Annotated in this window: 6 protein-coding genes; 3 read left to right on the plus strand and 3 right to left on the minus strand. The window is 55.7% G+C overall.

From position 1 onward, the window contains the following. Window positions 1-179 precede the first annotated feature (179 nt). From ACQK2L_RS27850 to ACQK2L_RS27860, 3 genes are all read right to left on the minus strand, one after another. Entirely contained in the window at window positions 180-4,898 is a 4,719-nt protein-coding gene (locus ACQK2L_RS27850) for a CehA/McbA family metallohydrolase (protein WP_425400321.1), read from the minus strand. Between the two features lie 211 nt (window positions 4,899-5,109). Next, a complete protein-coding gene (locus tag ACQK2L_RS27855) occupies window positions 5,110-6,408 on the minus strand; it encodes a DUF1501 domain-containing protein (protein WP_425400322.1) in 1,299 nt (432 codons plus the stop codon). A gap of 131 nt (window positions 6,409-6,539) precedes the next feature. Then, window positions 6,540-10,079, minus strand: a complete 3,540-nt coding sequence (locus tag ACQK2L_RS27860; RefSeq protein ID WP_425400323.1) for a PSD1 and planctomycete cytochrome C domain-containing protein — start codon at window positions 10,077-10,079, stop codon at window positions 6,540-6,542. Between the two features lie 335 nt (window positions 10,080-10,414). Here ACQK2L_RS27860 and ACQK2L_RS27865 point away from each other — a divergent pair, with 335 nt between their 5' ends. Genes ACQK2L_RS27865 through ACQK2L_RS27875 form a run of 3 tightly spaced genes read left to right on the plus strand, consistent with a single transcriptional unit; the run spans window position 10,415 to window position 13,796 of the window. Then, on the plus strand, window positions 10,415-10,900 hold the full coding sequence (locus ACQK2L_RS27865; protein WP_425400324.1) for a sigma-70 family RNA polymerase sigma factor: 486 nt from the start codon (window positions 10,415-10,417) through the stop codon (window positions 10,898-10,900). A gap of 33 nt (window positions 10,901-10,933) precedes the next feature. Then, the gene (locus ACQK2L_RS27870; RefSeq protein WP_425400325.1) at window positions 10,934-12,805 is read left to right on the plus strand and encodes a lectin-like protein; all 1,872 of its coding nucleotides are present in this window, start codon (window positions 10,934-10,936) and stop codon (window positions 12,803-12,805) included. Then, entirely contained in the window at window positions 12,795-13,796 is a 1,002-nt protein-coding gene (locus ACQK2L_RS27875; RefSeq protein ID WP_425400326.1) for a hypothetical protein, read from the plus strand. Before ACQK2L_RS27870 ends, ACQK2L_RS27875 begins: the two co-directional genes overlap by 11 nt. Window positions 13,797-13,898: the final 102 nt, after the last annotated feature.

Raw genomic sequence — 13,898 nt, forward strand, 5'->3', positions numbered from 1 at the left:
TCCTTGCTGAACGGCGGATGCTACGTCTTTGGCGTTCTGGTGCAGGGCGGCCCCATCGACGTTCGGCACGGTCTTCAGCTCAGCCGAGTTGCTGAGCTTACCTAGAGACGCGAACATCACCGCCGCGAAGCTACACGCCAGAGTTAGCTTCGCACCCCACTTGGATGGTTTCGACTTGCTCATTCGGGGCACTCCTCCTTGATCTGTCGAAACACATTCTCAGCATGCTGAAACGCTTCGCGCGCATCTTGCTGTTCTTCGACCGAATAGGTTAGCTGCTTGGCTCTCCAACACTGCCGCACTCCTCGCAGGCACCACTCTGCGCTAGCCTTAGATGCTCGAACGGGCTGACCTTCAACGATGACAAAAATTGGATTCGTGTGGGCGTGTGGATGCACACGCAAAGCCACCCAGCTACTTTTGTCAATCTCGGCCTCAAATTTGACGTCCCGAGGTGTGCCATCGGCTGCGATTTCCTTCGAAGCCAATGGATATCCATTTACGATTAGCTCTACTTCAACCTTTGGAGCGTCACCTGCACCATAATCTGTGGTATCGAGGAGAGCCGCGCAGGTGGCAGTGAACGAGAGGCTTTGAGCCTCGTCCATCTTTAGTTCACTGCCGTTCACACCAAGCTCCACGGTAGAGCCATCCTCTGCTTGGCAGCGGAGGTCCATCAAGTGCACCTTGGCGTCACTGACATAGCTGCGCCCATCTTGAATGCCTTGAACCCAATCAGGGAAGTTCAGAGGTCCGTCCACCTTGGTATAGACTCGTCCGATACCCACTCGCTCACCGCTCATGCAGGGAAAGTCGGTTTCGCCACTCGCCCGAACTCGAAATCCGCAATTCAACGTGTGGTACCAGATATTCCACTCGTCATTTCGTGGTGTATTCATGGTGGCAATGAAATCAACTGCCGGGACGGGCGTTCCATCGGGACCTGGCACCATGTGAGTGACATCCATGATGAACTCATTGGCGCCAATGGAATCGAAAGCGGGAATGTTGTAGTGCGGCAGCCCTTTTGGACCGGCCTCAATTGGTAGCTTATCGATGTACCTGGTGAGTCCCGCAGCGGAATGGGCCGGGCCGCAGATCGCGCCTTGCTGTTTGGCCCACTTCAGTGTGTTCAAACCCAGCGTTGGCCAGTGATCCTTGGAATCGCCTCCTGGGTAGATCTGTTCGCTCAGCCGCAACAGGTTGAGGTGCCCTGAAGCATGCGAACCGAAACCGCTGACCTCCACGTCGTACCGAACGACATAAGGGTAGACGGTCATATCCTGATCGGCCCCGGTGAAGAAACGCTTCTGATAGTCGAAGCAGGGCCCCCACGTCAGACAACAGCCAACGTGCAGGTCTTCGCCCATGATCTGGCGGATCATATGCTCTGGACGGATCCCTTGCGTGGGGTTCTGATAGTGCAGACATCCTGCTGCATGGATGTGGTGGTCTCCTGACCACCAACCAAAGTCTGACGCATCGATCCAGCGCCGCACTTCATACGTCAACTCGGTTGGATCCTTCTCCACTACAAGTCTCTTCGTCTCCGGAATAGACTCTGGCCCACGCCAGCAGCGGACGGTGTACTCGCCGGGTGGAAGGTCGATCGTCTCGCCATCGCCACGATAAATCTGCGGCTGGAAGAACAAGTCAGGAGCAAGCCGCTTTGATTGTTCCGGGTAAAGGCGTCCCAGGTTGTCACGAATCTCGAAGGCAGCCATAGCCGATCCTGGAAACTTGTCCTTCACGCGAACAGTTACTGGCACCGCCGGTTTGGCCTCAAACTGAACCGCAGCGCTGGTCCAAGTCTCGCCACGCTGATGTGCATACGTTAGGTCGATCCAGTCAATTCGCATTTCAGACGCTTTCACGTTCGGATCGATCCTCACGCCGGCCAGCACGCCTTCCACCTTGATCGCTGCTTCATACTGTCTACCCACGCCAGGAGTCAGTGCGAAGGTAGCCACCTTGTTGGGGTCCGGCTCGGGTTGCTCCTCGGTCCAAAAGAACACCTGCCCAACACCGTCGTGGGATGCCTCGCCCCAGAACCGGAGCAGCAAATCACCGGAGACCCCCCCAATATCCGTGCCGATAAACGGGTCTTCGCCTTTGCCGTTGACTTGCAAAGCTCCGTCCTCGACTTCTATCTCCACTTGGTTCAACGCTTTCCAGCCATCGGCACCCTCACCGAAACGCCATTCGCGGATCGTGCGGCCGTGGCTCCCTGGCTTAGCGTCGATGCTAAACTCAAGAATTGCCTCTTTCTCCCCGACGTCACGGCTGTAGATCTGTACTATGCGATACTCGAGCTTCAGCCCGCTGAGACTCGCCTGCAGTGGGCGGCCGTCAAACATGGAAAGCCCCATCCATCGCGATGGCACATCCTTCGCCTTCGCATGGGGCAGTGATCGAGCGTTGGGACTTTCAACGTGCAGACGAGTGGTCAATTCGCCGTCGTTGCATACCTTGACCAGGTAGCTACGCCAACCCTTCTGGACCAACGACCATTGCTTACTTGCGGCGGCTGCCGAGATCGCATCTCCAGACACCCGCACTCCCGCTACACAGAGTGGATCAAGAATATCTTGAACCTCTGCGGCCACCTTGGCCTCATCTGGTTGATCGCGGAGCGCTGCCAGACGCTGCTTGGCACTTTCGGACAACGGATTGCCAATGTACTCCAATGCTTCACCAAGTCGGTCAATTTGCAGCAACAAGGGCTGGCGTTCGACTTGCTGAACCATTGGCCAAACTGGGGCATCGCGTTGCTCCAGAGACTCTGCTTGGTCGTCCGACTGGATAGCTCCACTTGCTGACGGCTGATCAGGCTGGCTTGGTTCACTGGCATCGCCTTCTGAAGCCACCGCGTTGACTAGCGACTCGTACTTGGCAATTCCTTGCTCGACATACTCAATCGCTTCCTCCATTTGATAGTCGGCAGCGAACCTACCCTTGGTGCGTATGTCATGCACATGTCGGTGCATGCGGTTAATCCACACCTTAGCTGCCTCCGGATCCACTCTTGGTTTTCCGTCGACGCTCACATAAACAGCACTAGTGTGTGCGACACCAGGACCGCGAATCGCGTTAAACTCCCCCTCTGGACCGCATCTCGCTACGACCCAGCGACTCTCCGACGCCGGCATGACCACGTTCAGCGTGCCAGTGCGATCGTTGATCACTTTGCGTCCAACGACCACTCCGTTTGAGACAATCTCCACGACCTCGACTGGATGGCGAGACTCGACGTTGACCTCAACGTGCAACACGTCGTCTCTTCCGACATCCAATGTGTCGCCAATCTCCGCTTCGTTCACGGCAAGCGAGATGAGTGGTCCAGAAGTCGTAAATGTTTTGCCCTGGCGAATGCCCTCAATCCACTTGTCATAAGTGAAATCACCATCGACCTTTACATACGCCCGGGCGCATCCCAAAACGCGAGCAGGGTGGTCGCTGCCGTTGGTTAGCGGCAACTTAAAGCCGCAGTCCAGAAATCGGTAGTACTCGTCGGGTTCGATCTGATCCAGCGAATCAGTAAGACCATGGATCACATTGACTGGGACATCCTTGTTGCCCCCGAGGCCATGAGCTTCGATACTGATGCCACCCTGTTCGCGGCACGCCAGAATGGCTGTCTTATTGATGGGATAGTCCAATGCATCGGGCCCAGCGATGATGGAGCCAGTCCCGATAGGCATCACCAGCCAATCGAGGTTCAAGAAGCACAGATGACCATAGAGGTCTTCGTTTCTGTATTCCTCTCCCATCTCGATGTGATAGTCTTGGTCGCAATATGCCTCGACTGCTCCCATCATCGACTGTTGTGGGTTGATGAATGCTTTCGACGGACCTCGTTGCAGCAACGTCAGATTGTTGGCTACGCGGAGATCTTCCGCACGCTGCACGACCGAAAGCAATTCTAAAGGAAGGTCTACATCCCATCGGTTGATGACCCAGTGAACGTGCGTGTCTCCAGACACCCACCCGCGCTCAGCCATGTCGCAGAACCGCTTCGTAGAGCAGGTAATCTCTTTGACCTCGCCAGGCTGCAAGTGCATGACAGTCGTCGTAGACTCATGCTCAAATCCACGTTCGACGGTCAGTTCAACCTTGCCTGGTGGCATTACCAATTCGAAGGTGCCATCGGAATAGAAGAACGGCAGCTGGTAGAATTTTCCCAGCTCCCAAAACTGTAGCAGTTGTTTCTGGGACAAGGTCTCGTTGTGGGCATACTTCACTCCGCGACGATACTGGCCATCGCTACCGAGCGCGAAAACCCTTGCCGGTACCGTTTTCTTGCCTAGCTCCTCAACAATTCGTCCGCGCAGCACAGCTGGTTCGACAACTTCCACGGGAAGCGACAAGTTGAAGGACGTCTCTTCTTCATTTGGTTGAAACACCAGTTCGATACTCGAAGTTGTCACAGCATCCGCTTGCACTTGAAGGAAGACCGGCTGCCGATGTCCTGGCAAAATGGTGTACTCGCTGGTGGTCCCTTCAAGAAACCCGTTCTGATGGACCTTGATCGTCGTAGCATTCGAGTCGTAATTCTCTACCAAGCACAGCAATCCCCTTGGCAGCCCGCTCGTCAGGCAGAGCTTTTGTGAAGTGTGGATCTGAGGGCCGTGCTTGAGCCATCGAACGCTACACGACGACGTCTCTTGCGCGAGTCGATCGAAGAGACCTTGTCGTTCGTTGATGTGGCTATCCACTCTTTCCCCTGCGTAACCTTCCCTGGACCGCAAGTAGTCCTGATGTGCGAAGGCGATTAGCTCGCCTTGGCTCTTCGTTGGACACTGCAGGGTGACATCTGTCAGCACTTCGCAGCCAAAGAACGCCAGCTGGCGGCGAACCTGTTTGGATAGCGGAGTAGCTTGTCGGTCGGGTGAGACCACTTGCTCTTGCGCAGTACTTGATGCTGGAGGAGCTACTACTTCGAGTGCTTGACCCAATGTGTGCCCGGGATGGCTAAGCGTTCCTTCTGTCGTGACTAACGTGCAGAGAACTGCGAGCAAGTACGTCGCCGGTGAGTGTCTTTTCAATATGCAACTTGTCATTATTTCGTCCCGTAACGGGATAGGATACTATGTGGCTCGTACTGTGGAACTACGCGAGCAACTCCGAAACGACTCGTCCGTGGACATCGGTCAAGCGAAAGTCGCGTCCTTGATATCGATAGGTGAGTCGCTGGTGGTCGAGCCCCAGTTGGTTGAGAACTGTTGCCTGCAGGTCGTGCACATGCACTGGATTGTCCACAACGTGGAAGCCGAGGTCGTCCGTCTTGCCCAGCGCAAATCCCGACTTTATGCCCCCACCCGCGAGCCACATGGTGAAAGCTTGCGGATGATGATCGCGGCCGTCTACCCTGGCCAGTGCGGCAGTCGACTCAACCATTGGCGTTCTCCCAAACTCGCCGCCCCACACGACCAAGGTATCGTCCAACATCCCGCGTTGCTTGAGATCCCTAACCAGCGCTGCCGAGGCGCGGTCTGTCGCGGCACATTCCTTCCGCAAGCCGCCCCTAACATCGCTGTGATGGTCCCAGCCACGATGATATACATTGACGAAACGTACTCCTCGCTCGACCAATCGCCGAGCCAAGAGACAATTCCGGGCAAACGACCCTTCGTTCGGATCCACGCCGTACATTTCGAGTGTGTGCAGTGATTCGCTAGAGAGATCCATTAGTTCGGGTGCGCGGGACTGCATTCGGAATGCGGTTTCGTAGTTTTCGATGCGGGTTTCGATTTGGGGATCGTGCAACAAGTCGTACCGCTGACGATTGAGCGTGTTTACCAAGGAGATGGTCTCCGCTTGAGCCTCTTGATCCACCCCAGGTGGATTGGAGACGAACAGAATTGGATCACCTGCATTACGAAACGGCACGCCGGCGAACTTGCCGGGCAAGAAGCCATTGGACCAGTTCGCAGAACCGCCACTTGTACCACCACCGGACGAGAGCACCACAAACGACGGGAGGTCACGAGTCTCGGCTCCGAGTCCATAGACTACCCACGAGCCCATGCTAGGCCGACCAGGCAACGGGCTACCCGAATTCATAAAGATCTGGGCCGGGGCATGGTTGAACTGGTCCGTATGCATGCCCTTAACGATTGCAATGTCGTCGACAATGTCGCTTAGGTACGGCAACGCCGACGACAATTCGGCGCCACATTTGCCATGCTTGCGAAACTCAAATCGCGGACCCAACAGACCAGCGTCTGGGTTGATGAACGCGTACCTTTGATCTCCGACGACGCTGGCAGGAATCGGCTGTCCCTCCAGCTGAGACAGCTTCGGTTTGAAATCAAACAAATCGAGTTGACTAGGTGCTCCTGCCATGAAGAGAAAGATCACCGACTTGGCCTTGGCCAAGTGGTGCGGCGCGGACAGGATGTGAGGCATATCGGCATTGCTCCGGTCAGATACCGAGTCGGCCAACAATCCAGCGAGCGCAATCTTCCCGATTCCAACCCCACAATCGGAGAAAAAATGGCGTCGCGTCGACAAGCGAACTCGATCCTTAGTGCTGCTTCTCATGGAGTTGTTATCGCTTCGTCAAGATTCAGAACCGCGCGACTTACCAGATGCCAGGCAGCAAGCTCCCTCACGTCTACCTCGACTGGCAAATCCACGAGGCCATCGCCATAGTGAAGTCGCATAGATTTCACCTCAACGAGTCCCTGCTCATTGCCGAAGTCAATTCGAACGCTCTGCAGCGGTTCTTCAGACTTGAATTCAGCTCTGTAGGTTGTCCACTCTGCAGGGCGTGTTTTGAACATCACGCTACTCGAAGGTGACTCCTGTTGCCGGTTGGTCGTCGTCCAAAAGACCTCTCCAGGGCCGTCCGTGTGGAAACACGCACTGACCTCGAGACTGTAGTAACCTGCGGGCAGGTCAATTTTGTGGCGTATATACGGATCCACTCCAGTGCTTTGCACCTGCAAGGCGGCGTCCAACTGGTCCAATTCAACATCGTTACTGTTAGGCTTGGCGAAACCGTTTGGATTGAGGTGAAGCTCTGTCGATGGACCCGAATTGAGGACTTGGGTTGCTGACAACTCACCCTTCGCGAAGCGTTCGAGTTGAGAAGCGTGGTATCTCAAGATGGATTGCAGTTCAGCATCGGTTGGTGGTCGAGTGACGCAGCGTTGGAAAATACTCCTTGCCACCTCGCGAGGACCCTTGTCGGGGACGAACTCTTCCATAGCCAGATTTCGCGCGGCTTCCACCATGACTTGATCGTTGAGAAGCACAAGGCTTTGCAGCGGGGTGTTCGAACGATCGCGCTGGGCAATGCAAAACTCCCCGCTTGGACAATCAAACAACGAGAAGGCTGCGTACGGGGCCGTACGTTTCATGAAAGTATAAAGGCCGCGTCGGTACCGGTCCTCTCCTGCACTGACCTCCCAGTTGAACGGGCTGTAGGCCGCCTCGGTGATGCCAGATGGTTGCGGCGGGAAAACGCTAGGCCCACCGATCTTCGGCGAGAGCAGGCCACTGGCATGAAGTACCGTATCGCGAACCGTTTCAGCATCCATTCTGCGTCGAGGAGCATAGCTGAGTAGACGGTTCTCTGGGTCCTCTTCTAATGCCGAAGGATTGAAAACCGAGGACTGTCGATACGTGTTGCTTGTGACGATTAGCCGATGGATGTGCTTGCGTGACCATCCCGAATCGACGAGTTCGACCGCCAGCCAATCCAGCAACTCAGGATGGCTTGGAAACTCACCTTGGATTCCAAAGTCGGCAGACGTCTTTACCAGCCCCGTTCCGAACAAGGTTTCCCACCAACGGTTGACCACGACTCGAGAAGTCAAGGGATTGCCACGACTGACGAGCCACCGCGCTAGGCTCAAGCGATTCGCTTCTATTCCGTCGGGCAATCCTGGCAGACAATCGGGAACTCCTGGAACAACAGCTTCCTGGGGGCTGAGGTACTCGCCCCGATGGTGCATATGTGTCGTACGTCCATCGATGCCTCGCTCGCGGAACGTAAGTGCAGTGAGAGGAGTAGGCATGGCGTTCCTAATCGCGTCGATCTCCCGGCGTGCACCGCTCAGTTCTGGGGCAACTTCTAGGTAGCGTCTTCGAAGCAGTTCTAGATCCGATTCCGTGAGTTCTTCCGGAGCCTTGGAGAGTGCGTTTAGCACGCTGTCGGTGTGTCCAGTCGCGTCGTGTGGCGAAGACGATGCCGTGGTGGAAACTCGAAACCTGCCCAATGAGGCTGGATAGATGTACTCATGCTCAAGTTCGACAACCAGCGTCTCGCTGGGCTGCAGATTGACGGGTTGCCTCAGAACCAGTACCAAGCTCTGACGCGTACCCGCCTTGCCCGCGTTCGTCCAACCTGTGTCACCTCGGTTGTCGATAGCAAGGTCTGCTGACAAGCCTGGAGGCACAAAGGTGGCGAACGCACGTTCGACAGCTACTCGTTCCTTCTTGTGCAGAGCTTCTCCGGACGTTGACTGTCTATATAGATTGACTTCACTCAAGAAGAAGTTGCCCTTACCGGTTTCGCCACCGTCCACGATAGTCTGACGCCCCGGTCCCCCCCCAGGTAGAGAGTCGTGAGGAATCGCTTCCAGCCGAATAGCGGTTATTGGCCCTATGGGTTGGTAGGTTACAGTAAGAACATCATCGTTTGTGGCATCTCCGCTTAGCAATATGGAACCGTCGGAGAGCAGCGTCGTAGTCGGCACGACATCTTCTACTTCAAGGGGATGGAGGCGATCCCATTGCACCAGCGCCTGCCGCTCTTTGGCGAGCCACTTCTCAAAGTCATGAACCATGCCCACGTTCGGATCAGTGCTCTTGCCCGCAGCGCTCCTGGGCGATTGCTTCGAGAGCTTTGCCACTAGAGAAGCGTAGATTTCCTCGATTCTGCGCCGACCGTCTACGATTTCATTGTCCACGTTGCTGGGAACCTGGACCTCGATCTCGTTTGCGTTGTTCAACAGGGCGAAGAACCGATAGTAGTCCTCATGCGTCACCGGGTCGTACTTGTGCGTGTGGCACTGGGCACAACCTAGCGTAAGCCCCAGCCATGTTGTGCCTGTGGTGGCGACCCTATCGACAACCGCAAGGAAGCGAAACTCTTGTGGGTCAATTCCCCCTTCTTCGTTTGTCATCGTGTTGCGATGAAATCCCGCAGCGATACGCTGTGATACGGTAGCATTGGGCAGCATGTCGCCGGCAATCTGCTCGATGGTGAACTGATCGAATGGCAGGTCATCGTTGATTGCCTCAATTACCCAGTCCCGATACGGCCACATCGTTCGCGGCTTGTCCTTCTCGTAGCCTTTGGTATCCGCGTAGCGAGCCAGATCGAGCCACTTACGCGCCCATCGTTGGCCGTAGTGGGGGGAGTCCAGCAGCTGATCGACCAGATCTTCGTAGGCCGTGGGGCTAGGGTCGTTCACGAACGCCTCGGCCTGGGCAACCGTGGGGGGCAGCCCAATAAGGTCCAAGTACACTCGCCGAACGAGTTCGTATCGGTTTGCAGGTGGGGATGGTTCCAGATCGCTATCTCGTAGACGCCGCAACACGAACCGGTCAATCGGATTGAGAACCCAGTCGCTGCTGTCGCCCTCAGGTAGCGCGGGTCGCACTGCAGGCATGAACGACCAATGCTCTTGAAAAGGCGCCCCGGCTTGAATCCAACCGCGAAGTGTCTCAACCTGCGAATCCGAAAGCGACTTCCCACTAGATGGTGGAGGCATTTGCAGGTCGGGATCCTTCGACAGGATTCGGACCATTAATTCGCTTCTGGACGGTGCTCCCGGAACAATCACAGAATACCCACCCAAGTCTTGGGTAGCGTGCTCGCGCCTGTCCAATCTCAACCCCGCTTCCCGAGAAGCTTGGTCTGGTCCATGGCATGCAAAGCAGTGATCGGAGAGTATTGGTCGCACGTCCTGCAAGTAGCTTGGTGGTCCGTCAGCCACTGCGTACGATGCAATGGCGAAACTCAGCACACAAACGACGGCCCGGCTGCCTTCGGGCGTCCGCAGGCGGAGCCGCAAATCTCGGCATCCGAGCAGACCCGCGTCCTGCCGCAAGAGTGTTGCGCCCATAAGCAAACCAAAAATCAGCTGTGATGAAACTACGAAAACCCCGCAAATACCTATCGTGTTGGCGTGTGGATTGTTAACGTCAAAACTTGATATGTCTTCAGTACGTGCCCGCCTGCCACTGGCAGTACGGCAAACCGTGCTCACGGCCCAAAGTACGTATTTGAACAGCGTTTATGCCATTGCGATCCAAAAAGATAAAATCTTACCGTTAGAGTTGGTTGCCAGGCCACGATAAGTGGGTAAGCCAACAGAAGTCCGAGGGCGGAAACGCTCCAGCCAATTAGAGAAGCGAGTCTTCAAGGCACATGAGTTCTTCTCGACAAGAAGCTTTCGCAATGGAGTTTGTCCAAAACCAAGGGCGACTATACGGCTACATTGCAACGCTACTCCCTCATCGGGACGACGCAGAAGACGTATTGCAACGTACCTCGCTCATCCTGTGGCAAAAGTGGGATCAATTCGATGCATCGCGCGGATTTCTTCCATGGGCAAGGGGAATTGCACATAACGAAGTCAGGAACTTTCTCCGCCGCCACGAACGCCGCAACGTCCATCTTTCGGAACCCGTAGTAGAGATGCTCGCCGCAGAGATGGAAGAAGACAAACCCGAAGAACGCTGGTCAGCTCTGGCCAGCTGCCTTCAGAAGCTTCAGCAGCGGCAACGAGACCTGGTGGAACAGTGTTATCTGGGCGCCGACGGCGTAAAAGCGGCGGCTGCAAGTTTGAATACTACGACTGCGGCCGTCTACATGCGGCTGCATCGCGTCAGAAAGACGTTGGTTCAGTGTGTTAATCGTGAGATGGCGGCAGAATCTCGTTAAAAGGCGACGCCAGTCAAAGGCACAGGACTAATCGTGAACGACTTTGACAAACAACCCGACACGGAAAGCGAGTTCGAATCGCTCTTGAACTTGCTATGCGACGGCGACATCTCTACCGAGCAACGCGATCGACTAGAGCAGTTGCTTCAGGAGAATCCATCGCTGGCCAAGGTCTACTTGGATCATATGGGCGTTGAAACTGGCCTGGCTTGGAGATATCGCACAGGGAAAGAAGCGAGCGATCGGCAGCGGGTAGACTCCGCCCACGAATCCAAGACCGCCTGGTTCGCAGATACCAGCCGGTACATCAAGAAACCTTGGATGGGTGTGTTCGCCCTTGCGGTGGGCCTGCTGTTTGTACTGGCGTCGACCCAGTGGTTTACAGGCGAATCGGCTGATGATGTATCTGCTAGCCACTCTGGGGCCACCGAATCGGCGAAGTTGCTAGCAACTCTTCGTGATGCGTCGGCGGTGGTTTGGAGTAACGGCGACAGAGCCGTAGACGTAGGAGGGCGGATTGGCCCCGGAGCATTGCGAGTCGAGTCGGGAGAGGCTGAGCTAGTTTTCGACTCGGGAGCCAAGCTCCGCATTGGAGGTCCGGCCGAACTGGAACTCAAGTCGCCACTTCTCGCCCGCTTGATCACCGGCCGGGTAGCCGCTCACATGCCGAGCACAGCGACCGGTTTCGAGTTGCAGACGCCAACATCCAAGCTGGTCGATCAAGGTACCGAATTCGGTGTTCTTGTAGAAGATTCTGGAGCGACCCAAGTGCACGTCTTCCGCGGACAGGTGGATGTGCATTTCGATGGCGATGAAGGGGCACTGGCGAATAAAGTTGAGCTCCGCGATCGTGAAGCACGGCGGATCGAACGCTTGGGCGAGTCCGGACAGTCGATTCCGTTCTCGAAGCTTGAATTTGGCGGACTAGCTCGCCGTGTTGTCGAGCCCACGAAATGGGCGATCGCCGATGGTGGGAATGGACATTACTACCAGTTGGTTGTAGAGGATCAGCCGATCACATGGCACGAAGCAGCGCGTCTGGCGATGAGTCGGCACCACCGTGGCATGCCGGGGCATCTGGCGACACTCACTGCCGATGAGGAAAACCAGTTTGTTATTGAGAAGCTCTTGGATGGCGTGCCTATTCGCGGCGCATGGATGGGGTTGACCGATGCTCTTCGCGAAGGGCACTTCAGTTGGGTAACCGGCGAGCAGTACGATTTCACTGCTTGGGCCAAGTGGCCGGAACCACAGCCAGACAACTTCCGCGAGGCCGATTGGCATGGAGGTGAAGACTATGGCATGTTCGCGCAGATCACCGTCAAGCAACCATGGGCGTGGAACGACCTGAGCATCGACAGTATGCACGAGAAGGTCTCTGCCTATGTGGTTGAGTATGAACCGCCAGTGGCTGCCCTCAAGAACGGCTCGATGGCGCTTGATCCCATCCATTGGCCAAAAGAGCGCGGAGGCAACGGCAACTACTATCGGATTGTCCTAGTGCTCGAACCGACCAGCTGGGAGCAGATTAATCGACTTGCGAGCCAATCAGAAGTTCTCGGGACGCAAGGTCATCTTGTGGCGTTGGAGACCGAGGAAGAGCGAGAGTTTGTCGCCAACGATATTCTGCGGATTTGCGGTATACCCGAGATGATGATCGGACTCAGCGGTAGCCTCGAAGAGAACAACTTGACCTGGGCAACGGGCGCCCCAGTGGAAGGTCTTAATGTGGAACGCTCGCACCTACCTACCGATCAGGTGTACGGGGTGTTTCGCTGGAACCCGGCGGGGACATGGCAGACCGGCTGGGAGATTCGAGCCATGTCAAAAGACGTGCTACCCGCAGGGTGGTTTGGATACCTTGTTGAGTATCCGGTTGGAGAGAAGGCAGAGGGTGAGTTGTGATGAATTCTTTTTGTGCAAGATCGTGACCAGCACCAATCTCATCTGGGGTTCCGGTTTTGCGAAACAACTGACTGGGAGTAAGTATCTAATGAGAGCATCTATGAACCACCGCGTGTATCAAGTAACAACACTGTGTTTCTCAGTGATAATTGCATCATCTGCTGGGGCCTTGGGGGCATTCACCCCATACTGGTTTGATGGTTTCGACGTGAGCATGAATACCACTGATATCAATTTCGAGATTGGTTCGCCCCGACAGGGCGGAGCCGCGGTCCCGACTTCCTACGCGGCCAACAGTTCTGATTACCATGTACAGATGTTCGGAGGTGGTGGGCCTTTGCAGTTGGCAACTGACATCAACGCTCCGTTTCCGGCTCACACGATGGTTTCACCAGACCTAAACTTTGTGGGGCTGGCAGGAGGAGATGTGATCGGCAAGAAAATCGACGTTACGATGGACACCTTCACGAATAACTCAGGCGGGATCTACTTCACCCAGTCTGCCATTACCATCGGGTCGGACACCCAGCTCACTCAATCCAACACAGCTGCCGCAGGTTTCAGTGTCGTGTTCATTGAGGACACCTTCGGAGGCTTCGGGAATTTTATCCAAATCTATGACGGCGATGTCTTGCTGGACAACCTAATCCCAAACCCCGCAGGTGCAGGCCCCGGAGCAGTCGAGATGTTTGTTGATGACCCAACGGATGGGAATCCCTGGGACGGGATCGGGCAAACGGATATCGGAGTAGCGGTCAATGGCATGCCAATAGGGAACTACAGTATCGGAGCTGGTGGCTACACCAACAACTTCATCACGCTTGAAGGCTCCGATCAAAAGAACGGCGTACAGCTCGGCGTGCACACCTTCGATAATTTGACTGTGTACACCGCACCTGTACCCGAGCCGGCCAGCATCGCTCTCGCCGCAGTATTGTTTGGACTCGCAACAGGTTCTCGCGTCCTACGACTGCGTAAAGGCTTGTATTGATCGTCAGCTTCATCGCCACACGAGCCTGCGGCGGCAAGCGGGCAGCGCCGTCGCGGCTCGTGTAGCGTGTCACAGTTCAGGCTACAAAACAGTTTGGTGTCT

The organism is Aeoliella sp., assembly GCF_965227375.1.
In the GTDB taxonomy this organism is placed as follows: Bacteria; Planctomycetota; Planctomycetia; order Pirellulales; family Lacipirellulaceae; genus Aeoliella.